The 24,639-nt window shown below is 42.2% G+C and carries 23 protein-coding genes and 2 tRNA genes; 21 read left to right on the top strand and 4 right to left on the bottom strand.

Annotated elements, in window-relative coordinates; genetic code table 11:
* The first annotated feature begins 4 nt into the window (after positions 1 to 4).
* From H8706_RS01335 to H8706_RS01310, 6 genes are all read left to right on the top strand, one after another.
* Entirely contained in the window at positions 5 to 1,423 is a 1,419-nt protein-coding gene (locus H8706_RS01335) for a hypothetical protein (RefSeq protein ID WP_262431192.1), read from the top strand.
* 35 nt (positions 1,424 to 1,458) lie between these two features.
* Positions 1,459 to 1,929 (top strand): hypothetical protein, encoded by a 471-nt coding sequence (locus tag H8706_RS01330; protein ID WP_262431191.1) that lies wholly within the window; start codon positions 1,459 to 1,461, stop codon positions 1,927 to 1,929.
* Positions 1,930 to 2,374: 445 nt separating this feature from the next.
* Positions 2,375 to 3,772 (top strand): L-fucose/L-arabinose isomerase family protein, encoded by a 1,398-nt coding sequence (locus tag H8706_RS01325; protein WP_262431190.1) that lies wholly within the window; start codon positions 2,375 to 2,377, stop codon positions 3,770 to 3,772.
* Entirely contained in the window at positions 3,769 to 4,449 is a 681-nt protein-coding gene (locus H8706_RS01320) for an SGNH/GDSL hydrolase family protein (RefSeq protein ID WP_262431189.1), read from the top strand. The genes H8706_RS01325 and H8706_RS01320 overlap by 4 nt, the downstream gene beginning before the upstream one ends.
* Before the next feature lie 6 nt (positions 4,450 to 4,455).
* Positions 4,456 to 5,265 carry a hypothetical protein gene (locus H8706_RS01315; RefSeq protein WP_262431188.1) on the top strand — a complete coding sequence of 270 codons (810 nt, stop codon included), beginning with the start codon at positions 4,456 to 4,458 and terminating at the stop codon, positions 5,263 to 5,265.
* A 138-nt stretch (positions 5,266 to 5,403) separates the two neighbouring features.
* Positions 5,404 to 6,057 (top strand): hypothetical protein, encoded by a 654-nt coding sequence (locus H8706_RS01310; RefSeq protein ID WP_262431187.1) that lies wholly within the window; start codon positions 5,404 to 5,406, stop codon positions 6,055 to 6,057.
* Positions 6,058 to 6,181: 124 nt separating this feature from the next.
* Here the strand turns inward: H8706_RS01310 and gap are convergent, their stop codons facing one another.
* From gap to H8706_RS01290, 4 genes are all read right to left on the bottom strand, one after another.
* Positions 6,182 to 7,219, bottom strand: a complete 1,038-nt coding sequence (gene gap / locus H8706_RS01305) for a type I glyceraldehyde-3-phosphate dehydrogenase (RefSeq protein ID WP_178347509.1) — start codon at positions 7,217 to 7,219, stop codon at positions 6,182 to 6,184.
* Between the two features lie 142 nt (positions 7,220 to 7,361).
* The gene (locus tag H8706_RS01300; protein WP_262431186.1) at positions 7,362 to 7,859 is read right to left on the bottom strand and encodes a peptidylprolyl isomerase; all 498 of its coding nucleotides are present in this window, start codon (positions 7,857 to 7,859) and stop codon (positions 7,362 to 7,364) included.
* 98 nt (positions 7,860 to 7,957) lie between these two features.
* Positions 7,958 to 8,032: transfer RNA gene (locus H8706_RS01295), tRNA-Glu, on the bottom strand.
* A 373-nt stretch (positions 8,033 to 8,405) separates the two neighbouring features.
* A tRNA-Lys gene (locus tag H8706_RS01290) sits at positions 8,406 to 8,481 on the bottom strand.
* Positions 8,482 to 8,676: 195 nt separating this feature from the next.
* Here H8706_RS01290 and metG point away from each other — a divergent pair.
* From metG to rsmI, 15 genes are all read left to right on the top strand, one after another.
* Positions 8,677 to 10,656 carry a methionine--tRNA ligase gene (gene metG / locus H8706_RS01285; protein WP_262431185.1) on the top strand — a complete coding sequence of 660 codons (1,980 nt, stop codon included), beginning with the start codon at positions 8,677 to 8,679 and terminating at the stop codon, positions 10,654 to 10,656.
* 14 nt (positions 10,657 to 10,670) lie between these two features.
* Complete coding sequence (locus H8706_RS01280) at positions 10,671 to 11,438, top strand: TatD family hydrolase (protein ID WP_262431184.1); 768 nt, start codon at positions 10,671 to 10,673, stop codon at positions 11,436 to 11,438.
* Between the two features lie 119 nt (positions 11,439 to 11,557).
* Entirely contained in the window at positions 11,558 to 12,559 is a 1,002-nt protein-coding gene (locus tag H8706_RS01275; protein WP_262431183.1) for a YybS family protein, read from the top strand.
* Entirely contained in the window at positions 12,556 to 14,550 is a 1,995-nt protein-coding gene (locus tag H8706_RS01270; protein ID WP_262431182.1) for a DHH family phosphoesterase, read from the top strand. The genes H8706_RS01275 and H8706_RS01270 overlap by 4 nt, the downstream gene beginning before the upstream one ends.
* Before the next feature lie 24 nt (positions 14,551 to 14,574).
* Positions 14,575 to 15,021 (top strand): 50S ribosomal protein L9, encoded by a 447-nt coding sequence (rplI, locus tag H8706_RS01265; RefSeq protein WP_262431181.1) that lies wholly within the window; start codon positions 14,575 to 14,577, stop codon positions 15,019 to 15,021.
* A gap of 18 nt (positions 15,022 to 15,039) precedes the next feature.
* On the top strand, positions 15,040 to 16,374 hold the full coding sequence (dnaB, locus tag H8706_RS01260) for a replicative DNA helicase (protein WP_262431180.1): 1,335 nt from the start codon (positions 15,040 to 15,042) through the stop codon (positions 16,372 to 16,374).
* Between the two features lie 9 nt (positions 16,375 to 16,383).
* Positions 16,384 to 17,778: a tRNA lysidine(34) synthetase TilS gene (tilS, locus tag H8706_RS01255; RefSeq protein ID WP_262431179.1), complete on the top strand. Its 1,395-nt coding sequence runs from the start codon at positions 16,384 to 16,386 to the stop codon at positions 17,776 to 17,778.
* Between the two features lie 17 nt (positions 17,779 to 17,795).
* Entirely contained in the window at positions 17,796 to 18,338 is a 543-nt protein-coding gene (gene hpt, locus H8706_RS01250) for a hypoxanthine phosphoribosyltransferase (protein ID WP_262431178.1), read from the top strand.
* A gap of 49 nt (positions 18,339 to 18,387) precedes the next feature.
* A complete protein-coding gene (gene ftsH / locus H8706_RS01245; RefSeq protein ID WP_262431177.1) occupies positions 18,388 to 20,346 on the top strand; it encodes an ATP-dependent zinc metalloprotease FtsH in 1,959 nt (652 codons plus the stop codon).
* A gap of 143 nt (positions 20,347 to 20,489) precedes the next feature.
* Positions 20,490 to 20,816, top strand: coding sequence for a cyclic-di-AMP receptor (locus H8706_RS01240; protein WP_178348114.1), 327 nt, complete (start codon positions 20,490 to 20,492; stop codon positions 20,814 to 20,816).
* Positions 20,813 to 21,778, top strand: coding sequence for a DNA polymerase III subunit (locus tag H8706_RS01235; RefSeq protein ID WP_262431176.1), 966 nt, complete (start codon positions 20,813 to 20,815; stop codon positions 21,776 to 21,778). Before H8706_RS01240 ends, H8706_RS01235 begins: the two co-directional genes overlap by 4 nt.
* Complete coding sequence (locus H8706_RS01230; RefSeq protein ID WP_178348116.1) at positions 21,771 to 22,637, top strand: PSP1 domain-containing protein; 867 nt, start codon at positions 21,771 to 21,773, stop codon at positions 22,635 to 22,637. Before H8706_RS01235 ends, H8706_RS01230 begins: the two co-directional genes overlap by 8 nt.
* Positions 22,638 to 22,736: 99 nt before the next feature.
* Entirely contained in the window at positions 22,737 to 22,907 is a 171-nt protein-coding gene (locus H8706_RS01225; RefSeq protein ID WP_178348117.1) for a DUF362 domain-containing protein, read from the top strand.
* 143 nt (positions 22,908 to 23,050) lie between these two features.
* The gene (locus H8706_RS01220) at positions 23,051 to 23,776 is read left to right on the top strand and encodes a tRNA1(Val) (adenine(37)-N6)-methyltransferase (RefSeq protein ID WP_262431175.1); all 726 of its coding nucleotides are present in this window, start codon (positions 23,051 to 23,053) and stop codon (positions 23,774 to 23,776) included.
* Positions 23,777 to 24,637 (top strand): 16S rRNA (cytidine(1402)-2'-O)-methyltransferase, encoded by an 861-nt coding sequence (rsmI, locus tag H8706_RS01215; protein ID WP_262431174.1) that lies wholly within the window; start codon positions 23,777 to 23,779, stop codon positions 24,635 to 24,637.
* Positions 24,638 to 24,639: the final 2 nt, after the last annotated feature.

Raw genomic sequence — 24,639 nt, 5'->3', positions numbered from 1 at the left:
GATGATGAAAAAAACAATAAGCAAGAGGGTTTTGGCGTTGGCTGCGGCATTGGCATTAATTTTATGTTCAACATCCGTTTCGGCAGCCGATGATATTGCCGGGCGCAAAACGGAATATATCCGCGACTATACGCTTTTATCTCCGGAAGACGGCGTTTATACGAACGATAAACTGAATTACGAGATTGACAAGCTTTTTGTACGCTCGCTCAAAGGCAGCAGCGCGACAAAGGATTACAGTGTCGGAGTCGGTGAAAATGGCATTACAGCCGTTGCGGGATATTTTTTGCTCAAAATGGATTTGGGAACAAATTACACTGTTTCGGGTGTGTTTTCCGATGATCCGAACGGAAAATATCCTAAAAATTCAAACATTGTAAGGCTCTATTTTAATTCGCTTTATGACCCCGAAAAGGCGGTCGATGTGGTTTACAATCCACCGATTGATTTGAACAACACCTTCAGATTCAACATTAAAAGCACATCGAAGCTTGATACAAGCGGCAATCCCACCGAAGAAGATTTGGGACATACCATAGAACTTCAATACGGTTCCAAAACGCTTTGCACGGATGTAACGACGGACGGCACCCGTTTCACAATGGGCGGCGACACGAATTTTACTCTTTCTTATGCCGGCGGTGCAATTTCGCTTTCTATCGAGAATCAATCCACGGGATTCAGCTACAATTTTGAAAAGAGTGCCGACGAAATTAATTCATTGCTGGAAAATTCGGGGATTACTTCCGTTCGTACATCGGGAAGTTTTTGTCTGGGTGATCACCAGTCAATGGGCGGACGTATTGCTCTTAAAAGCCTTAATATACAAAACAACAATATTTCTATTGTCGGCGCAGACGCACCGTTCGGAAAAACTGCGGTGTTCGCTAAAAACAGCAATACGAAAATTTCACTTGCGTTAAGCAAAAACGTCAGCTTTGTAAAAAAAGCAGAGTTGTTTGCGGACGGTAAAAAATGTGCCGATTTCAATATGGAGGATTGCACAATTTACGCAAATCTTCCGCAGCTTTCGGACGGCAGACACATTCTTTCCGCAGTTATAACAGATTTACAGGGCAATACCGTTACTGCCGAATCCGACTATTTTTACATTGGCAAAGGAACGTTTATAGGAGATGGTTTTACCGTTGACGGCAACGGAGTATCTGATATTTTGGCAGCGTGCGGCGGGACGCTTACGGCAAATTTCAAATATGAATATGAAAAAGACGCTCTTATAATTATTTGCCTGTACGATAACAATAACTGTATGAAAAATATAGCGTTTTCCCACGGTAATAACGGCATTGCGTCAGCAAGCGTGAATGTGCCCGAAAACGCTTTCGGATATACGGCTAAGGCTTTTATGTTTGAAAGTTTTGAAAATTCCGCACCGATTTCGTGTGTTGTTGAAATTAATTAGATGTGGTATGAGAGTCAGAAAGCGATGATGAGAATATGAAAAAAACTATTTTTAAGGTGTTTTTTATTGCGGCAGTTTTATGTACTTTTACTGTAAATGTGTTTTCCGATGACGAATCTGACTGGGAGTTTTACGACTGGGACAGTTTAAAAGGCGATAATATTACAATTATCGACATACCTCCCGAACCCGCATATGAATACGCTGCGCCGGAAATCACGTCACCGCTTGTGAATTATTCTTTCGGCACGGAGAACGGCGGAAATATCAATTTGTATTATCTTGAAAGAAATACAGTTTCGGACGGCAAAAAAGACGCGGTATTTACAGTCAGCGGCAGCTTAACGGACGTATCAGCTTTTTTTGCAAAAGACGGTGAAATTATAAAGAAATATTTAATTTCAAGCTTGCTTGCGTCACCGGTAACTTTCAGCGCCGAGGGTAATGTTTTTTGTGTGTCGGCAGTGCGGGATGATAAAAACATTTATATTAAAATTTCGTCATAAAGCGGTACGGAAGGCGCAAGCTTAAGTTTTTCCGAATGCGGTGAAAAAGTGAAAATACATTTCGATGCAAATTCTTTGTTTTTTACAAAAAATCCTGATTATCTTATTGTTACCGCATTTTATGGCGAAGACGGTGCACTCGTAGGCTGTGTTTGCAGCAAATATCCGCAGTGCGGTTTTTATACAGATAAGCCCAACGGCGCCAAAACGGCAAAAACGATTGTCTTTTGCTCGCAGTCTTCGATACGTCCTGCGGTTATGGCTGAAAGTATAAGCTTTATTTTTTACAAAAAAATCTTTATTTCTTACATTGTTATTGCTATTGTAAAGTGTTATTATCAAGATATACAAAAAATATAAAATAATTTTATACAAAAAATAAAGGTTGTGAATTAAAATGATTACACGAAAAAAAGCTCGAACGGCAAAAATAGGAGTTTTTGCGGTGGCACACGCGACTTACTGGGCACAGTTTGACGGTCTTGAAGGTAATATTATGGGGTTTCACAAAGATTTTGTGAAATCGGTTGAAAAAAACGCCGTTGAAACCGTTGATTTCGGAATGGTTGACAGCAGTGAAAAAGCATACGAAACGGTTAAAAAAATCCTCGCGGCAGACGTTGACATTTTGTTCTGCAATATGGTTACATATGCGACGTCGTCGGTGTTTGCTCCGATAATCAAGGAGGTTGACAAGCCCGTAATTCTCACCGCGCTTCAGCCTCTTTCCGCGCTTGACTATACAAAGGCTAACACTTTTATGCAGCTTGAAAACGACAATATTTGCTCGGTTCCCGAATTTACGGGTGTTGCAATACGTATGGGCAAAAAGGTTGCCGACGTTATAATCGGCAGTTTGTATAACGATGCCGAGGCAGAAAAAGCAGTTGCCGAGTGGTGCGATATTGCAAAGGTTCTGCACGATTTAAAGGGCGCGCGTATGGGACTTATGGGTCACACAATGGAGGCAATGTATGATATGCACACCGACCCGACCGCTCTTTCGGCGGCATTCGGTCTGCACGTTCCGCTTTTTGAAATCGACGATGTCATAAGTGTTTACAATACGGTTACCGAGGACGAAGTCCAAAAGAAAATCAAACTAATCGACGCGGAATTTGATATGCCAGAACCAAAATCCGACCCTGTAACGTCAAAGCTCACCGACGAGGATAAATACCAGGCGGCGAAAACCGCGGTTGCACTCGATAAATTTGTGGAAAAGCACAATCTTACGGGTCTTGCATACTATTACGAGGGAAACGAGAACAGTCTGCACCGTAAAATTTCGTCTACATTTATCGTGGGAAATTCCATTCTCAATGCGCAGGGATTTCCGATGTGCGGTGAATATGATATAAAAACCTGCGTCGCAATGCTCATTATGGACAGACTCAATATCGGCGGCAGCTTTGCGGAATTTCACCCGTTCGACTTTAAGGAGGATTTCATTCTTGTTGGTCACGACGGCCCTCATCACCTTGCGGTTGCCGAGGGCAAACCTGTTCTGCGAAGTCTTAAAAAATACCACGGTAAGCCCGGTCACGGCGCATCGGTTGAGTTTAAGCTTAAAGAAGGTCCGATTACTATGCTTGGAATTACACAAGATGCAAACGGCAAATTTAAATTTGTAATAGGAGAGGGGATTTCAAAAGCAGGAGCCATTCCGCCGACGGGAAACACAAACACGCGGGGATTTTTCGAACCGACAACCAAAGAATTTGTAAAAAAATGGGTTATGGAAGGCCCCACGCACCATTATGCACTCGGTATCGGTCATCGCGCTGAAACAATCGCAAAAATTGCCGATGTTCTCGGCATTGAAAGGGTGATTGTAAAGTGATTTCGAACCTTGTTAAAAAATTTGAAACAAACAATTCGCTTACTGCTGTGTTTTTCGGTGACAGTGTAACTCACGGATATTTTGAGTCATTAGATGGTATGCACGGCGTTACCGATTACGAAAGTGTATATCACAATATTTTGAGAAAGAAAATCAATGCGGTTTTTCCGCACAGAAAGTTTAACGTTATAAATTCGGGAATAGGCGGTGACAACGCGTCGGCAGGCGTTGAGCGCGTTGAGCGTGATGTTGTCGGTCATTCGCCCGATTTAACAGTGGTGTGCTACGGTTTGAACGACGTAAACGGCGAGCTTGAAAACTATGCAAATTCGCTTGATTTGATTTTTAAAAAAATAAAAAACGCCGGCTGCGAAGTGATATTTATGACGCCGAATATGCTAAATACGCGCGTTACGGGCGCGATTTTGAAAGATTATGCCGAAAAAACGGCGCAGTATCAGAACGGCGGAAAAATGGATTTATTTATGAAAACGGCAAAAGAAATTGCACACGAAAACGGCGTTGCGGTTGCGGACTGTTATACAAAGTGGAAGGCGCTTGAGCGTGCCGGTGCCGATATAAATCTTCTTCTTGCAAACAGGATTAACCACCCGATAAGAAGTATGCACAATCTCTTTGCCGAAACGCTTTTTAATACTATATTTTTTGAGGAGTAAATTTATATGCGCGACAAACAAATGCGGTTTAAAAATCCCGATTCTTCATATTACGGCACCGATTTTTTTATGCTTAACAATACTCTTTCAAGCAGAGAATTGCTCTTTCAGCTTGCCGAAATGTCGAAAATCGGCACAAAAAGCATTTTGATAAGAACGTATTCCGGACTTAATTCCGATTATCCGGGCGAGAATTTTAAGAAGAAAACACGTTTTATTATTGAAAATGCGAAAAAACTCGGCATAACCGTGTATCTTCAGGCGAAATATATGCCGGAGTGTATTCCGAATATTCCGTCCGAATACGCAATAAGCCACATTGTTCCCAAAAAGACGAATGAGGTATCGCTTGGCGATAACGTTATCTGCACACATAATGATATGAGCTTTTGCGTTTGCTTGTCCGGCTCCATTGTTCACCTTTTTGACAAAAATTCGGTGGATTATTACATAAAAGATTGCTATGAGAATATGTGGTCTGATTTTGAAGAATTTTACGGCAATACCGTTTTGTCCGTGTGGGTGGACGAACCTGCGTTCGGCAGGGCTTTCCCGCCTTGTCCGAAAAGCTTTTTTGATATTTTTAAAAACGAATACGGATATGATATCGCACCGCATATTTTTAAGCTTTGGTTTGCCGAGGACGATTATAAAACAGTACGCTATCATTATTGGACGCTTATTCAGAAGCTTATGGAAAACAACTATTTTAAGCGTTTAAAAGCATGGTGCAAAACTAAAAACTTAAAATTTTCGGGGCATCTTCTCGGTGAGAATTGCCTTAAAAATCAAATTCGGTTTTCTGCGGCAGCTTAGCCGTTTTACAAATATTTTGATATTCCGGGGATTGACATTCTCACTGTAAATGCGAACTGGAACGATTCGCCGATAAAAAGCAGGCACGGCGACGAGCTGCGCGACAGTCGGCGCCTTTACACCACGCCGATACAGGTTTTGTCGGCGGCAAATCAGTCGGGAAACGGCGAGCATATTCTGTGCGAAATGTACGGCGCATCGACCGAAAATATGACTTTCAGAAATCAGATGTATCTTTTTGACCGTCTTGCGGTTTTCGGTGTAAATCACCGAAGTGTTCACGGAATTTTTTATTCACTCGAGGGCAGAAGAAAACGCGGTTATGCACCGCATATAAACTACTATCAGCCTTATTGGGATAAGTATGAAAATGTATATATGCATTGTGCGAGAACGGCACAATTTACACGTTTCGGCTCGCCTTGCGCTGACGTTTTGGTTTTGCATCCGCTTGAAACGGCATATACGATTTTGAACGAAAAACTGCCGGATAGAATTGACGATACCGAAATTGACCGCTTTGATTCTTGGTTTTATCGGCTTATGTCGAATTTAAAATCCGCTCATATAGATTTTGAACTCGGTGATTTTGCAACCGTACGCGATATGGGTGAAATAACCGATGACGGATTTTTCAAGGTCAGCAAAATGACCTATAAAACCGTTGTGCTGCCGAGAATTGACGTTTTAAATTGGCAAAATAACATAGACACCGATACCGACACCTGGACTTCGTCGTATAATATTCTTCCGCTCGGCTTTGACGGTGCAGAAATTGTCTTGTGTTATTGAAATAAACCAAAACCGCAGCAGTATTTAGCTGTTGCGTAAATACTAACCGCCGATACTGTTTAAAGTATCGGCGGTCTAATTCACATCAAAAAAGCCCGCTTTAAAAGCGGGCTTGATTTTTAACTTACGCAAGTTCTGCGAAGTATTTAATTGTTCTAACCATCTGGCTTGTGTAAGAGTTCTCGTTGTCGTACCACGAAACAACCTGAACTTCATACAAATCGTCAGCAATCTGTGCAACCATTGTCTGTGTTGCATCAAAGAGCGAACCGAATTTCATACCGATAACGTCGGAAGAAACGATAGGATCTGTGTTGTAACCGAACGACTCGGAAGCGGCAGCTTTCATAGCAGCGTTAATGCCTTCAGCAGTAACGTCTTTGCCCTTAACAACAGCTGTAAGGATTGTTGTGGAACCTGTGGGAACAGGAACACGCTGTGCCGAACCGATCAATTTGCCGTTAAGCTCGGGGATAACAAGACCGATAGCTTTTGCAGCACCTGTCGAGTTAGGAACGATGTTAGCAGCACCTGCTCTTGCACGTCTCAAATCACCTTTTCTGTGAGGGCCGTCAAGAATCATCTGGTCGCCTGTGTAAGCGTGGATTGTAGACATAATACCGCTCTGAATGGGAGCATATTTGTTAAGTGCATCTGCCATAGGTGCCAAGCAGTTTGTTGTGCAAGATGCAGCAGAGATGATTTTGTCATCTTTTGTAAGAGTTTTTTCGTTTACGCTGTAAACGATAGTTTTAAGGTCTTTGCCTGCGGGAGCAGAGATAACAACCTTTTTAGCGCCTGCGTCAATATGAGCCTGGCTCTTATCTTTGGAGCAGTAGAAACCTGTGCACTCCAAAACAACGTCAACGCCGATTTTGCCCCAGGGGAGCTTGGAAGCGTCTGCTTCTTTATAAATTGTAAGGGTTTTGCCGTCTACTGTGATTGTGTTAGCTTCGTCGTCAGCTTCAACAGTGTGAAGATTTTCGCCGATTTTGCCGCAGTATCCGCCCTGTGCTGTGTCGTATTTCAACAAGTCAGCAAGCATAGAGGGCTTTGTGAGGTCGTTGATAGCAACAACATCATAACCTTCTGCACCAAACATCTGACGGAAAGCCAAACGTCCGATACGACCGAAACCGTTAATCGCAACTTTTACTGCCATAATAATTTTCCTCCTAAAATAAATATAATATTTTATTTTGTTTCATTTTACTACAATTTAAAAAAATATGCAAGCTTTTGTTAAAAAAATAACGGATTTATCATATTTTTTTGTTAAAATTAACATATTTTTGTGCAACTTTTCACAGTATTTCTATTGTTTTGATTTTTATTTCATCAAGAGGCATATCGTTTGCGTCCGTTTCTGCCTTTGCAATCTCGTCCACAACGTCCATACCCGAAATAACCGTGCCGAAACCTGCGTATTTTCCGTCAAGGCTGCAGCTTACCATGGGCGAAGTTTCAAGAACGATGAAAAACTGACTGCTTGCGGAATTGGGGTCAAACGCTCTTGCCATTGAGATAACACCTTTTGTGTGCTTTAAATTGTTCGCAACGCCGTTTTCCGAAAACTCGCCTTTGATTTTCTTGTCGGAACCGCCCATACCGTTGCCCATAGGGTCGCCGCCCTGAATTACAAATCCGGGAACAATACGGTGAATGGTAAGTCCGTTGTAAAAGCCGTCGTTTACGAGATTTACAAAATTTTCAACCGTGATGGGGGCATCTTTCGGCGAAAGCTCAATTTCAACCACACCGCCGTTTTCCATAGTCATTTTTGCAATAGGATTTTTTTCCATATTCTTTTTCTCCTTAAATTTAATTATGTGTACTTTTTTGTTTTATATACATGCGATAAAACAAAATCCCGCCGCGATAGAGCAGCAGGATTTTTAAATGGTGACCCGTACGAGAATCGAACTCGTGATTGAGCCTTGAGAGGGCTCCGTCTTAACCGCTTGACCAACGGGCCGTATTGATTTTGAACACCAACATCGAACATTATATCACATATATTTTCCAAATGCAATAGTTTTTTGAAAAAATTTTATTTTTATTGCACTGATAAATTGCCACGAAGAAAAGTATTGCATTATTACTGATTTTCGTATAAAAAACCGAAATGAGCAAAGCTTGTCAAAAATAATAAAGCCAACCGAATTTATGTTTGCTGATGTAGAACACACCGCGAAAAGTTGGTAGTGCAGTGCAGGCGTTATGCGTGCGCTTGCAAGCGCATAGCCGAAACAAACGTGACTTTTCGCGGAAAAGGAGGAATGACGAAGCGTTATGACTGATTTTTTATGAAAATAAAAAATCGGAATGGAGCGAAGTCCATTCCGACGTGGTGCGCCTCCAGGGATTCGAACCCTGGACCTGTCGATTAAGAGTCGAATGCTCTACCAGCTGAGCTAGAAGCGCGTACTGAAAACAACAATAGTTATTATACACATAAACACAGTTAAAGTCAAGAGAATTTTGAAAAAAATTCTGAAAATTTTGAAATTTTTTTAAATTTTGGCACGTAAGGTCTTGAATTGACTCGCAAAAAATGGTAATATATATAATGTCAGGCGCAAAATCGAAATTTACCTATTAAAGAAAGGGTTGAAATAAATGGAAAAAGAGAAGTTTTATATAACCAGCGCAATCGCGTATACATCGCGAAAACCGCATATCGGCAACACATACGAAATCGTGCTTACCGACGCTATTGCAAGGTTTAAACGTCTTATGGGTTATGATGTGTTTTTCCTCACAGGTACGGACGAGCACGGTCAAAAAATCGAGGAAATCGCGAAAAACGAACATATTTCGTGCAAAGAGCACGTTGACAAAATTTCGGGACAAATCCGCGATATTTGGAACCTTATGAACGCAAGCTACGATAAATTTATCCGTACAACCGACGATTATCACGAAAAAGCCGTTCAGAAAATTTTTAAGAAATTATACGATCAGGGCGACATTTATAAAGGAAAATATGAGGGTATGTACTGTGTGCCGTGCGAAACGTTTTTCACACAGTCACAGCTTGTTGACGGCAAATGCCCCGACTGCGGACGCGAAGTTGTTTCGGCGGAGGAAGAGGCATATTTCTTTAAAATGAGCAAATATCAGGACGCTTTGATGAAACATATCGAGGAGCACCCCGATTTTATCTGTCCCGAGGCGCGCAGGAAAGAAATGGTTAACAATTTTCTAAAACCAGGACTCCAGGATTTGTGCGTTTCGCGTTCGAGTTTTAAATGGGGTATTCCTGTAACGTTCGACGACAAACACGTTATTTACGTTTGGATTGACGCGCTTTCAAACTATATCACCGCGCTTGGCTACGACGTTGATACAAAAGGCGATTTGTATAAAAAATACTGGCCTGCAGATGTGCATATAATAGGAAAGGACATTTTGCGTTTCCATACCATTTACTGGCCGATTATACTTATGGCGCTCGGCGAACCGCTCCCCAAACAGGTTTTCGGTCACCCGTGGCTCCTTAACGGTGCAAGCAAAATGAGCAAATCGCTCGGAAACGTTATTTATGCCGACGACCTTGTGCGCCATTTCGGTGTTGACGCGGTAAGATATTATGTTCTGCGCGAAATGCCTTATGCGCAGGACGGCACAATCACGTACGAAAACATTATCGCGCGCTGCAACGGCGACCTTGCGAATACGCTCGGAAACCTTGTAAACAGGACCGTTGCAATGAGCAACAAATATTTTGAGGGAATTATTACAAATACAGGCGTGACGGAAGATGTTGACGGCGAGGTTAAAGATTTTATCCTCAAAACAAAAGACGAAGTTATTGCCAAAATGAACGAATTCCGTGCCGCTGACAGCCTTGAACTTATAATTTCAATGGCGCGCAGACTTAACAAATACATTGACGAAACAGAGCCGTGGGCGCTTGCGAAAGATGAGAGCAAAACCGACCGCCTGAAAGAAGTTTTGTATAATCTTCTTGAGGGTATAAGGTTTATCGGCGTGCTTTTAAAACCGTTTATGCCCGACACTTCGGAGAGTATTCTTTTGCAGATAAATTCAGAGTTTAACACAGTTGATACGCTCGATAAATTCGGTTACACAAAATCCGGAACGGTTACAAACAACGAGTCACCGCTTTTTATGCGTATTGATGAAAAGAAAAAACTTGAGGAGATAGAGGCCGAAGTTGCAAAGGCACAGAAAGAGGCGGAAAAAGTCAATAAAAAGTCTGATAAAAAAGAAGATAAAAAAGAAGATAAAAAAGATGACACTCCGTCCGAAATTTCCATTGACGATTTTGCGAAAATCAATCTTAAAGTCGGCAAGGTTTTAGAGTGCAGGCACGTTGACGGCGCGGACAAACTTCTCGTTTCGCAAATTAAAATCGGCGATGAGGTGCGTCAGATTGTATCGGGCATTGCAAAGCACTATTCGCCCGAAGATATGATCGGCAAAAAGGTTGTGGTTGTCACAAACTTAAAACCCGTGAAACTCCGCGGTGTTTTGTCGCAGGGTATGATACTTGCGGCGTCGGACGAAAACGGCAAACTTTCGCTCGTTACGCCCGATGACGAAAATTTGGACGACGGCTCGGAAGTAAGATAATTTGGGAGATAACAATGTTTTTTGATTCACACGCACACTACGATGACGGAAGATTTGACGCGGACCGCGACGAACTTCTTAATTCGTTTAAACAAAACGGCATAGATTATGTTGTGAATATCGGCACAAACCTTGAAACGGCGCAAAAATGCTTGGAATTGAGCGAAAAATACGATTTTATTTACTGCGCGCTCGGGTTTTATCCCGAGGACGTCGGAACGATTTCGGAGGACGATATTCTAAAACTTGAAGATTTGTGCAAAAGCAGTAAAAGGGTTGTTGCCATAGGCGAAATAGGGCTTGATTATCACGAAAACGAGGTTTCGCGCGAGATACAGAAAATCTGGTTTGAACGCCAGCTCCGTCTTGCCGAAAAGCTCGATTTGCCCGTTGCAATTCATATGCGCGACTCAACTGCCGACACGCTTGAAATTTTAAAAAATTCTTCGGTCAAAACAGGCGTTCTGCATTGTTTTTCGGGAAGCTGTGAAACCGCGGAAATTGCGCTTAAAATGGGATTTTACATTTCATTTTCGGGAACGGTGACGTTCAAAAATGCTAAAAACGTCGCCGAGGCGGCAAAAATTGTGCCGGACGATAAAATTCTTATCGAAACCGACTGCCCGTATCTTTCGCCCGAACCGAACAGAGGAAAACGCAACTCGTCGCTGAATTTGAAATATACCGCGCAGAAAATTGCGGAACTCCGCGGTGCGTCGCTTGAACACATTGCGCATATCACGAGCGAAAACGCAAAACGAATGTATGGCATAAAGAATTAAAAAATTACCCGTGCTTTTCCAGGTGCGGGTAATTTTTGCATAAAAAATATTTGCCTTTTTTTATTTGATGTGGTATAATATAATGAACTGTACGAATTTGATACATTTCGGAGGATAAAATGACAAAGACGGACAATATTTTTGCAAGAATTGCAGAGGGAATTCTGCTTTGTATAATCGCATATTTTTACACCGTAACGGGAAATATTATGCTTCTCGCGCTCATTTCAAACGTTATAATCGGCACGGTTGCATACAGAAAACACGTTTTTGCAGTGATACTCGAAAGCGTGCTTGTGCTCGGTGCGCTTGTTTTTGCAAGTATGCAAAATATGTACGTTGACCTTTTTTCGGTGCTGATTGACTTTTTGAACCTTCTTGCAATCGGTATTACGGCGGGATATGTGTTAAAATATAACAAAAGCTTTTTTACGGCAGTGTCGGCGGTATCGTTTGCACAGCTTTTTGTGACAATTCTTGCACTGTTGTATGTAAAACGCGGAGGAAACGATATTTTTGAAATGTATGTCGGTGCGCCGATTGATATGTATTCCGACGCATTTATGCGCGCATTTTCGCAAAGCGGTGTTTATTCAAAAGAAAATGCCGAAGTTTTTTCAAACATACTTGATATGGTATACACGGTGATTAAAATGTTTATGCCGTCAATTATCATTATAAGCTCGGTTATAACGGCGTTTTTCACGTTTACTGTTACCAAAAAAACGATTGAATTTTCCGTAAAACAAAAGCTTTCGGTAATGCCGTTTTCACACATAAGACTCGGCAAAAAAACGTCGCTGGCGCTTACTGTTTTGATACTTTTGCTTTTTATTATGCAAAGGTCGATGTTTTCCGATGCGCTTTCAAATATTCTGGTGCTTATGCTTTTTGCGCACTTTGTGTGCGGTGTGTCGGTGATAGATTTCTATTTTGCAAAAACGCGTCTTAACTGGCTGATACGGCTGATTATTTACGCGGTTGTGCTGATGTTTGCATGTATGTCGGCGCCGTTTCTCCTGCCGGGACTTGTCATAGTCGGTATGCTTGATTCGCGCTATGACATACGCAAAATCGGGCAGGATATAAAACCCGAAAACGAGGAGGACGACGGAGAGTGAATTTGAAAAAATCCCTTATCAGTTTTATGATAAACAACGCTTTCTACCTGTGGGTTATACTTCTTTTCGGCATTGTGACCGCGTTTTTTGATTTGCGCGTTGCGGCGTTTGAACTTATAATTTTCCTCGGTCTTGCGGTGTTTTATATTGTAACTCTTGTTTTTCGAAAACGCGAGGTCATGCGTTATTTGAGCAAGCTTACAACCACGATAGACAGTGCGCACAAAGACTCGCTTTTTAATTTCCCGCTCCCTGTGGTTATTTTGTCGGAAAACGGAACAATTACTTGGTACAATGAGTTTTTCGCGTCGCTTGCGGATATTGATTTTGCAAAATCAGATGCATTTGACAAGAAAATAAATTCGATAATTCCCGATTTTGACTTTGACAGTCTATACAAAGAGGACGACAGTTCGGTTTCGTATTATTTTAAACTCGGCGAAAAATATTATCACGTTTTCGGCAATATAACACATATCGAGGACAGCGACGAAAGCTGTATCGTGCTTTACTGGGATGACAGGAGCGACGACGAGCTTTTGAAAATAAAGTACGATGAGGAAAAGTTTATCAGCGCGGTTATGGTAATCGACAACTACGACGATATTATTCAGGATACACCGTCAGCCGACCGTCCTATGCTTATCGCAACGTTTGACGAGGCGCTCACGTCGCTTGCGGCGGAGGTTAACGGCATACTCAAAAAGCTTGAAAAAGACAGATATTTTTTCTATTTCGACAACAAGGCGCTTCGTCATTTTATAGATACAAAATTTGAATTTTTGAAAGATTTCCGCGACATACGAATAGGAAATAAATTTCCGCTTACATTGAGTATAGGTATAGGCTGTGACGGCGGGAGTATGGCACAGAACGACGCTTTTTCGTATGTTGCGCTGGATATGGCGCTCGGACGCGGCGGCGACCAGGTTGTTATAAAAGATAAGGAAAAATACAGTTTCTTCGGCGGTAAATCAAAAGAAGTCGAAAAGCGCACGCGCGTTAAGGCGCGAATTGTTTCGTACGCGTTAAAAGAACTTATCGAGGATGCGGAAAACGTTATAATTATGGGACACCGCAACGCCGACGTTGACGTTATGGGCTCGGCTCTCGGACTTTTCAGAGCGTGCACCGCGCTCGGAAAAGAAGTAAAACTTCTTATGCAAAGCTACAATCAGTCGGTTAAAAATCTTATTGATTTGCTTGATGACGAATACGATGATTTTATTATAAACGAGGCTTACGCATCGGAAATTCTGACTAAAAAAACGCTTATAATCGTTGCCGACACGCATATGAAAAGTCTGCTTGAGGCTCCGCAGCTTTTGGAGTGTACAAGCCGTATCGTAGTGATTGACCATCACAGGCGCAGTGCAGATTTTATCGACAATGCGGTGCTGACGTACCACGAACCGTATGCGTCGAGCGCGAGCGAACTTATAACCGAAATGCTCCAGTATATGGACAGTTCGATTATGTTAAAGCGCATCGAGGCGGACGCGCTCTATGCCGGAATTTATCTCGACACCAAAAACTTTTCGTTCAAAACCGGCGTGCGCACATTTGAGGCGGCGGCATATCTTAAAAAACTCGGCATAGACACCGTTTATATAAAGAAACTTTTCCAGGTGGATATGAATACCGTAGCTAAAAAATGGCGCATTATAGAAAACGCACATTTTTACAAAAACAACATAGTTTTTGCAGCCTGCGAAAAGAGCGCGGAGGATATGCAAACCATCGTTGCGCAGGCGGCAGACGAGCTTTTGAACGTCAAGGGTGTGACGTGCTCGTTTGTAATATGCCAGCTCGGCGCAGACGTTACAATCAGCGCACGGTCGTTCGGCGAAATCAACGTTCAGGTGATTTTGGAAAAACTTTCGGGCGGCGGTCATATGACAATGGCGGGCGCGTATATAAAAAATGCGTCGGTTGCAGATGTTGAATCACAGCTTAAAAATCTTATCGACGAATATCTTAAAAATAAGTAATTAACAAAAACGGAGGTAATACAAATGAAAGTAATTTTTCTTCAGGACGTAAAAGGCAAAGGCAAAAAAGGCGAAATAAAAAACGTCAGCGACGGATTTGCGAAAAACTTCCTTCTTCCGCAGAAAATGGCGGTTGAAGCTACTGCGGCAAACCTCAACGCCGCAAAGGGCAAGCAGGAATCTATTCAGTATCATAAGGATATGGAAGAAGAAAATGCAAAAAAACTTGCGGAAAAAATTGCGCAGATCAGCCTTAATATATCGGCTAAAGCCGGCGAAAACGGCAAGCTTTTCGGCTCTGTTACAAGCAAAGAGCTTTCGGAAATTCTCAAAAAAGAGCACGGCTTTGACATTGACAAACGCAAATTTGTGCTTCCCGACGGCATTAAAAGCGAGGGCGCATATACCGTTGACATAAAACTTCACCCCGGAATTGTTGCCAAGCTTAAAGTAACTGTAAAAGCACAGTAATTTCGATAGGAGATAGCTATGGCGGAAGAAGTTATAAGAACTATGCCTCATTCGATTGAGGCGGAGCAGATTATACTGGGTTCAATCATTTTTGACAATGAGTGTATGCCGGATATAAGTGCAAAAATTAAAATTGAAGATTTTTATATAGAACAGCACAAAAACATATTTGAGGCGATGATAAACATTTCAAACAGAGCGGAGCCCATCGACCTTGTAACCTTGCAGAGCGCGCTCGGCGAAAAATTCGATTCCGCCGGAGGTGCGCAGTATCTTACTCAACTGCGTTATATGGTTTCCACCACTGCAAACTTGAAATATCACATTCAGATCGTCAAAGATAAAGCAATTTTACGCAGACTTATCCGCGCGGCAGGCGAAATCGCCGAAAAAAGCTACAATTCCGACAACGACGTGAGCCAGGTTATCAATATTGCCGAAAATAAAATTCTTGAAATTTCACAGGGCAAGGAAATGAGTGATATTTATCATATCCGCGATATTCTTGCATCGAATCTTTCAAAAATTGAAGATCTTATGAAAAATAAAGGCAATGTTACAGGCGTTCCGACAGGCTTTGACGAATTGGACAAGCGCACCGCCGGACTTCAGCCGACCGACCTTATTCTTATTGCGGCGCGTCCGTCAATGGGTAAAACAAGTTTTGCGGTTAACATTGCCACAAATGCGGCGGTTCGCTATAAAAAAAGCGTTGCGATTTTCAGCCTTGAAATGGGTAAAGAACAGCTTGCAAACAGAATACTTTCGTCCGAGGCACTTATTTCAAGCGGAAAGATGCGTGTCGGCGACTTGGACGCAAACGATGCGCAAAGGCTTGTTAACACAATGGAGTATATATCGTCGGCAAACATCTACATAGATGATACCCCCGGCATTACCATTGCGGAAATCAGGGCAAAGTGCCGAAGATTGAGTCTTAAAGGTCAGCTCGATATGATTGTAATTGACTATTTACAGCTTATGAGCGGTTCGGGACGCGACAGCCGTCAGCAGGAGGTTTCGGAAAACAGCCGTCTTTTGAAAATTCTTGCAAAAGAGCTTAAAGTTCCGGTTATTGCACTTTCCCAGCTAAACCGTGAGGCGGACAAAAGGGGCGACCACAAACCGCAGTTGAGCGATTTGCGCGATTCGGGCGCAATCGAGCAGGATGCGGACATTGTTATGTTTTTGTACCGCGAGGCGAAATACGACCAATCGGCAGACCAGAACGTTGCCGAGGTTATAATCGCAAAACACCGCAACGGCTCGACCGATTCGTTTAACGTCGGCTGGCGCGGTGAATACACGCAGTTTTCAAATCTCGACACAATCCACACCGAACCTCAAAGATAAGGTGATAATTTGCATAAATTTGAGAAAAAAGTTTATGATACCATAATTAAACATAATATGCTTTCCGGCGGCGAGAGCGTGCTCGCCGGATTTTCCGGCGGTGCGGACTCAACCGCGCTTGTGTGCGCTCTTATGTCGATTGGATTTAAGGTTTGCACTGCGCATATAAACCACGGTCTGCGCGGTGCGGACGCCGATTTTGATATGAATTTTGTGCAGAATTTTTGCACGAAAAACAATATAAAATGTTTTGTCAAAAAAGCCGACGTGAAAAAATATGCCAAAGAAAAACGGCTTTCGTGCGAGGAGGCTGGCAGGAATGTTCGGTATTCGTATTTTTACGAAACCGCCGATATTTGCGGTATTGACAAAATAGCCGTTGCGCACAGCAAAAATGACAGCGTTGAAACGAGCATTTTTAATTTTATACGCGGTGCGTCGTCCGGCGGTCTTAAAGGAATTTTGCCTGTTAACGGCAGAATTGTCCGTCCGCTGATTGAATGTTCGAGAGATGAAATTGAGGAATATCTGCGCGACAAAAATATTGAATTTGTCACCGACAAAACAAACTTTGAAAATGAGTATTCGCGCAACAAAATCAGGAATATTATTATAAAAGAAATGCAGAAAATCAACCCGTCGCTGATAAATACCGTGTTTGAAAACGGCAAAATTCTCGGCGAAGAAAATGATTTTATCTGTGAATATACCAAAAAAACTGCGGAAAAATGTGTTGTGTACCAAAACAGCGAGGTGTTTTTGGATTTAAACAAAATCAAAAACGAACACGTCACCGTGAAAAAACATCTTGTAATTTTTTGTGCGCAACTTATCATAAATGATTTTCACGCATCGGCAAAGTTTATAAATTCCGCGGTAAATTTGACCCGAGGCAAAAAGATTTATTTGGGAAATTATGGTTTGACAATTTCAAATAATTATGATATACTACGATTTAAAGTTAATTTTGCGGACGATAACACCGTTTTTGCGGATAAAAACGGTATTTCAGGCGAAAACAAAGGTTTTGAATACCGCATTTTTGACGGAAACGATATAAATTTGCAAAAAATATTTGATGAAATTAACACAAAATTTGATGTTTCTTTTGTGAGTTTTGACGAAATTACAGATTTCAATTCGGCATCATATATCTGCATTGACGGAATAGATGAACCGATTTATATAAGAAACCGAAGAAACGGAGATAAAATTTCCGTTGCAAACGTCGGCACAAAAAAGTTAAAAGATATATTTATCGACCGCAAGATAAATCCCGATGAAAGGGATAAAATCTCCGTTGTTGCTACTGATGATAAGATTTTAGCGGTTTGCGGATTTGCGGTCGGCAAGGATTTTTTTGTGAATAGAGAAAGCAAACGAATTTTGATGATTAAAACTTGACAGTTAAGGAGATAATTATGATTGACCCAAAAACGATAGGCGAGGTTATTTACACTCGTGAGGACATTAAAAAAAGAGTTGAAGAGTTAGGAAAACAGATTTCCGAAGAATATGCCGGCAAAGAGATAATTTTAGTTTGCATATTAAAAGGTTCGTTTGCGTTTACAGCCGATCTTGCGCGCGAAATTGACATTCCGTGCTCCATTGAGTTTATGCAGGTTTCGAGTTATTCAAACGGCACAACAACCAGCGGTTCGCTTAAAATTATCAAGGATATAAACGTTCCCGTTGACGGAAAGCACCTTCTTATTATAGAAGATATTATCGACACGGGTATCACACTTAACAATCTTAAAAAGATGTTTGACACAAGAAATCCGGCAAGCGTTAAGCTGTGCGCTTTTCTTGATAAGCCGAGCAGACGTCAGGCGCCGATCGAGGCTGATTACGTCGGCTTTACCGTTGAAGATAATTTTCTTGTCGGCTACGGTCTTGACTATGCGCAGCATTTCAGAAATCTGCCGTATATAGCAATTTTAAAGGAAGAATACTACAAGTAATAATATTTTATGTTTTTTTGGCAACAATATTTATAAGGAGGCGGTGCGTATGAAAAAATACATAAAAGGTATCGGTTTTTATGTTTTGCTTTTCGCAGTTATTATATTTATTTTTACGCTTTTAAACTACCAGAGCGGTCCGAAGGAAATCAGTTTTTCCGAGCTTGTAAACTACATCAACAAGGGAAGTGTAACCCAACTTCAGATTGATGAAAACAATCAGGCAATCGCGGTTATAAAAGAGGGTAAGGGCGAGAAAGAAACAACGCTTGTTGCGGATATTCCCGATATTGAAATTTTGTATCAGCACGCCGGAGACCAGATAAAAAAACAGGTGAGTGAAGAGTCGCTTAAGCTTGTCACACCGCAGCCGAGTCCTGTGCCGTGGTGGCTTTCTATGCTTCCGTCGCTCATTTTAACGATAATTATTATAGCATTTTGGATAATGTTTTTCCGTCAGTCGCAGGGCGGCGGCACGGGAAAAGCTATGTCGTTCGGCAAAAGCCGTGCGAGAGTCAGCGTTAAGGATAAAGACAGCGTAACGTTCAAAGACGTTGCAGGTGCGGACGTTGAAAAAGCGGAACTTGCGGAAATTGTCGAATTTTTGCGCGCACCGCAGAAATTCACTGCACTTGGTGCGAAAATCCCGAAAGGCGTGCTTTTGGTCGGCCCTCCGGGAACAGGTAAAACCCTTTTGGCAAAAGCTGTTGCGGGCGAGGCGGACGTTCCGTTTTTCTCTATCAGCGGTTCCGATTTTGTTGAAATGTTTGTCGGTGTCGGCGCGTCGCGTGTAAGGGATTTGTTTGAACAGGCGAAAAAAGCAGCACCGAGTATTATATTTATTGATGAAATCGACGCAGTGGGCCGTCAGCGCGGAGCAGGTCTCGGCGGCGGCCATGACGAGCGCGAACAGACACTTAACCAGCTCCTTGTTGAAATGGACGGTTTCGGTGCTAACGTCGGCGTTATAGTTATTGCCGCGACAAACCGACCCGATATTCTCGACAGCGCACTTTTGCGTCCGGGAAGGTTTGACAGACAGGTTGTTGTCGATGTTCCCGATATAATCGGCAGAGAGGCAATTTTGAAAGTTCATTCGCGCAAAAAACCGCTCGGCAGTGACGTTGATTTGTCGGTTATCGCAAAAACTACTGCTGGATTTACGGGCGCGGATCTTGCAAATCTTCTCAATGAAGCGGCACTTTTGGCGGCTCGAAAGAGCAAAACCGAGATAAATATGCAGGAAATCGAGGACGCAATGATTAAAGTTGTCGTCGGAACGGAAAAGAAAACGCGCAATATGAGCGAACACGAGAAAAAACTTACCGCGTATCACGAGGCAGGTCACGCGATTATCACGCGCCTTTTGCCGTCGCAAGACCCCGTTCATCAGGTTTCTATTATTCCGCGCGGGAGGGCGGGCGGTTTCACAATGAGCCTTCCGAGTGAGGATAAATATTATAACACAAAAGGTGAAATGATTGATTCGATTATTGTGCTTCTTGGCGGAAGAAGTGCCGAGGCACTCACGCTGAACGACATCAGCACGGGTGCGTCGAACGATATTCAGCGCGCGTCGAAAATTGCACGCGATATGGTTACAAAATACGGTATGAGCGATAAAATCGGTCCGATTTGTTTCGGCAACGACCACGACGAGGTGTTTATCGGCCGTGATTTTGTTCAGTCGCGCAATATGAGCGAGCACGTTTCTGCTGAAATCGACGAGGAAATCAGAGATATTATCGACACCGCATATGAACGATGCAAAACAATGCTCACGCAGAATATGGATAAACTCCGCGCTGTTGCCGAAGTTTTAATCGAAAGAGAAAAAATTTCAGGCGAGGAATTTGAAAAGGTATTTAACGGTGAAAAGCTTGACGGTTTGAAATTTGAGGGCGTTTCGGAAGATACGGCAGTATCGGCCGAGGAAAACACTGAAAACTCGGACAATTCGTCAAATTCCGAAAACACGGGCGCTGATGATACAGATACAAACGCGTGATAATTGAATTTTGAAAATTTTTACGGAACGCATAAAAATGTGCGTTCCGTTTTTGTATGCGCATTAAATACTTGATTTTTGCTTTAAAATATAGTATAATCTAATGTATGTATATAAAATTACCCCGAAAATGAGGTGCACATATGAAACTTATAACCGCAATAGTGAACGACCACGACGGGCAGATGGTGCTGGAGGCGCTCAACAAAGAGGGATTTGCCGTAACCAAGCTTGCCACGACGGGAAGTTTTTTGAAAGTAGGAAATATGACACTTATTATCGGCACGGAGGACGACCTCGTGCAGAAAGCGATTGACACTATAAAATCGCAGTGCCGCCGCAGAAAACAGGTTGTCATAACGCCTGCATATCTTGAAACCGCGGGCGGTTATGCAACGCGTCCGACCGAAGTGGACGTCGGCGGTGCAACGGTTTTTGTGCAGGATATTGAAAGGTTTGAAAGAATTTGAACGCAAAACTTATGCCGACAGGTCAGCAAAAATTAAAGGATTTTTTCTATTCGTTAAAAAATGAAAACCGATTTTTAAGTTCGTATATTTTCGAGGGCGCAAAAGGCTCAGGCAAAGAAACGATGGCAAAATATTTTTCAGCGCATATCCTGTGCGAAAGCAATCCGCCGTGCCTTGAGTGCAACGCGTGCAAAACGCTTTACGCAGGCACAAATCCGAATGTCATAACAATTTCAAACGACGATAAAGCGGAAATCGGCGCGTCGAAAATACGCGAACTTGTGACAGATGTTTTCATTCGTCCGCAGAGCGCTGACAAGAAAATTTTTATCATAAAAAACGCGCATCTGATGAACGAAACCGCGCAGAACTCGCTCTTGAAAGTTATTGAAGAACCGCCCGAATATGCGGTTTTCATACTTCTTTGCGAGAACAGAAACAAAATTCTGCCGACCATTCTTTCGCGATGTGCGTCGGTCTTGATACCGCCGTTGTCCAACGAGGCAATTTTTGAGATTTTCGGCAGTAAAAACGAATTTTTGGCGGCATATTCAATGGGAAATCCGGGTAAGTTTTTGTCGCTTTCGGAGGACGGCGAATTTTTAACCCTGCGCGAAGAATTTTTCAACAAAATTCCGTTGCTTATTCAAAAAAAGCGGACTTCAATTTATCCGTTATGTGAATTCTTTGGGAAAAATAAAGATGAAAAAGATACGCTTTTTGAATTTTTAACGCTGTTTTTCGGCGATATTCTGCTTAAAAAGAATTTTTTGGAAGGCAGAATTATAAACCGCGACAAGACGGAAACTATCGACAGATTTAACACGGAAACAACAAAACAATCCGTTGTGTCGTCGCTGGAGATTATTGCAAAATTACAGCGCGAACTCGGAAAATACGGCGCATACGCGTTGTGCGTCAATGATATGTTTATAAAGCTTTGGGAGGAAATAAATGGTTAATGTAGTTGGAGTGAGATTTAAAAGTGTGGGAAAAATTTATTATTTTGACCCTGAAAATATTGAAATAAAAAAAGGAGACAGTGTAATCGTCGAAACATCACGCGGTGTGGAATTCGGCTCTGTTGTGCTTGCAAACAAAGAAATCAGCGAGAACGAAATTGTTTCTCCGCTTAAAAAAGTTTTGCGCAAAGCGACAGACGACGACATAAAAATTATGCTGGACAACAAGGAAAAGGAAAAACAGGCATTTGAAAAATGCGTTAAAAAAATAGAAGAACACGAGCTTGCAATGAAGCTTGTCGACGTTGAATATACATTCGACCACAACAAAATTTTGTTTTATTTCACCGCCGACGGACGAATTGATTTTCGTGAATTGGTGCGCGATTTGGCGTCGCTTTTCAAAACGAGAATTGAACTTCGTCAAATCGGCGTGCGCGACGAGGCAAAAATGCTCGGCGGAATAGGCGTTTGCGGACGTCCTCTCTGCTGCAGTTTGTATCTCGGCGAGTTTGAACCCGTTTCCATAAAAATGGCAAAAGAGCAGAGTCTGTCGCTTAATCCGACGAAAATTTCGGGTACGTGCGGACGTCTTATGTGCTGTCTTAAAAATGAGCAGGAGGCATACGAGGATCTTATCAGGCGCACACCGCACACCGGCTCGGTTGTAAAAACTCCCGACGGTAAAGGAACTGTTGTGTCGGCAAATCTTTTAAAATCGCTTGTAAACGTTTCGCTCGACATTGACGGAGAGAAAGAAATCAAGGAATATAAGCTTTCCGACATAAAAATTCTCAAAAAAGTGAACGTAAAAATCGACGACAGCGAAAGCAAAGATTTAAAAGCGCTTGAGGATTGATTTTCCACGGCGGATTTTGAAAAAAATAAGTAAAAACACTTGATTTTTATAAAAAAAGATAGTATAATGTGGTTAATAAATTGTGGAGGTGTTTTTAAGATGGCATATGTTATCGGTGATGACTGCATCAGCTGCGGTGCTTGTGCAGGCGAATGTCCCGTTTCCTGCATTTCTGAAGGTGACGGCAAATATGTAATCGACGCTAACGAATGTTTGGAATGCGGTGCTTGCGCAGGTGTTTGTCCTGTTGATGCTCCCAAAGCTGAATAATCGTTTTCATTCGGAAAGAATTTGTGCGAAGGTTTTGCTTTCGCACTTATTTTTTACATTTTTTTAAGTTTTAATGTATTTTATATTGAAAAAATTTTTAAAATGTTGTAAAATATACATAAGTTTGAAGTGGAGATTATTTAATGGAACGTATTGACGATTTGGGTGTTAAAAATTTAAAGCTGATACAGGATACAGACCTTTTTTGTTTCGGCACCGATGCTGTTTTGCTTTCTGCATTTGCGACGGTCAAGCCTAATGCAAAGGTTGTTGATTTGTGTTCGGGAAACGGAATTATTCCTGTGCTTTTGTCAGGAAAAACAAAGGCCGAAAAGATTATCGGCGTGGAAATTCAAAAAGAACCGTTCCTTCTTGCGAAAAGGAGCGCCGAGCTTAACGGTATATGCGGCCGCGTTGATTTTATAAACTGCGACGCGAAAGGAATTAAGGAACATCTGCCGTCGGGATACGCCGACACGGTGACCTGCAATCCGCCGTATATGAACGGAAACTGGGGATTTTTAAGTCCGAGCGACAAAAAAGCACTGGCGCGCCATGAAATAACCATAAACATTGATGACGTTGCAAAAATTTCCGCTTATCTTTTAAAATGCGGAGGTTATTTTTCAATGGTTCACCGCGCCGAGCGTTTGTGCGACGTAATCTGCGCAATGCGCAAATACAAAATCGAGCCGAAACGCATAAGATTTGTTCATTCATATTTGCAAAGTGCGCCGAAACTTTTTCTTATCGAGGGGATAAGCGGTGCGAAACCTGCGCTGAAAGTTTTGAAACCGCTTGTGATATACGGTGAAAACGGGGAATATACAGACGAGGTGAAACGCCTCTACAAAGGAGAAAATTGCTGAATGGAATACGGAAAGCTTTATCTTTGTGCAACTCCTATCGGAAATCTTGAGGATATAAGCATAAGAACTTTAAATATATTAAAATCTGTTGACTTGATAGCCTGTGAGGACACGCGCCATTCGCTTAAAATGCTCACGCACTTTGAAATTTCAAAACCGCTCACAAGCTATTTTGAACACAACAAAACCGAAAAGGGACTAAAAATCATCGAGAAAATCAAGGAAGGCAAAAATGTTGCGTTAATCACCGATGCCGGAACGCCGGCAATATCCGACCCCGGCGAAGATTTGGTAAGACTTTGCGCCGAGAACGGTGTTGACGTCGTTCCCGTTCCCGGTCCGGCGGCGCTTATAAACGCACTTATCGTGTCGGGACTTCCGACGGGCAGATTTTCTTTTGAGGGATTTTTGTCGGTCAACAAAAAAAGTCGTGCAGACCATCTTGACGAGGTTAAAAACGATACGCGCACGCTTATTTTTTATGAGGCACCGCACAAGCTTTTGCGTACGCTCAATGATATGTCGAAAGTTTTCGGTGACAGAAAAATAGCACTTGTCCGCGAAATTACAAAAATCCACGAGGAGGTTAAGCGCACAACACTTTTTGAGGCGGTGAAATTTTATACCGAAAATCCGCCGAAAGGAGAGTTTGTGCTTGTTATCGAGGGCAAAAGCTACGAAGAATTAAGCGAGGAAAAAGCGGAAGAATTTGAAAACATTTCGGTAACCGAGCAGATAAACGCGCTTATCGGTGAGAGGATTGACAAAAAAGACGCGATAAAACAGGTTGCGGTTTTGCGCAATATGAAAAAACGCGATGTATATAACGAATATGTGAAAAATACCGAGGGGGAATTTTAGAA

Origin of the sequence: Qingrenia yutianensis (assembly GCF_014385105.1) — a bacterium.
Lineage (GTDB): Bacteria > Bacillota > Clostridia > UMGS1810 > UMGS1810 > Qingrenia > Qingrenia yutianensis.
The sequence above is the reverse complement of the archived record's forward strand: the minus strand, read 5'-3'. Positions and strand labels throughout refer to the sequence as shown.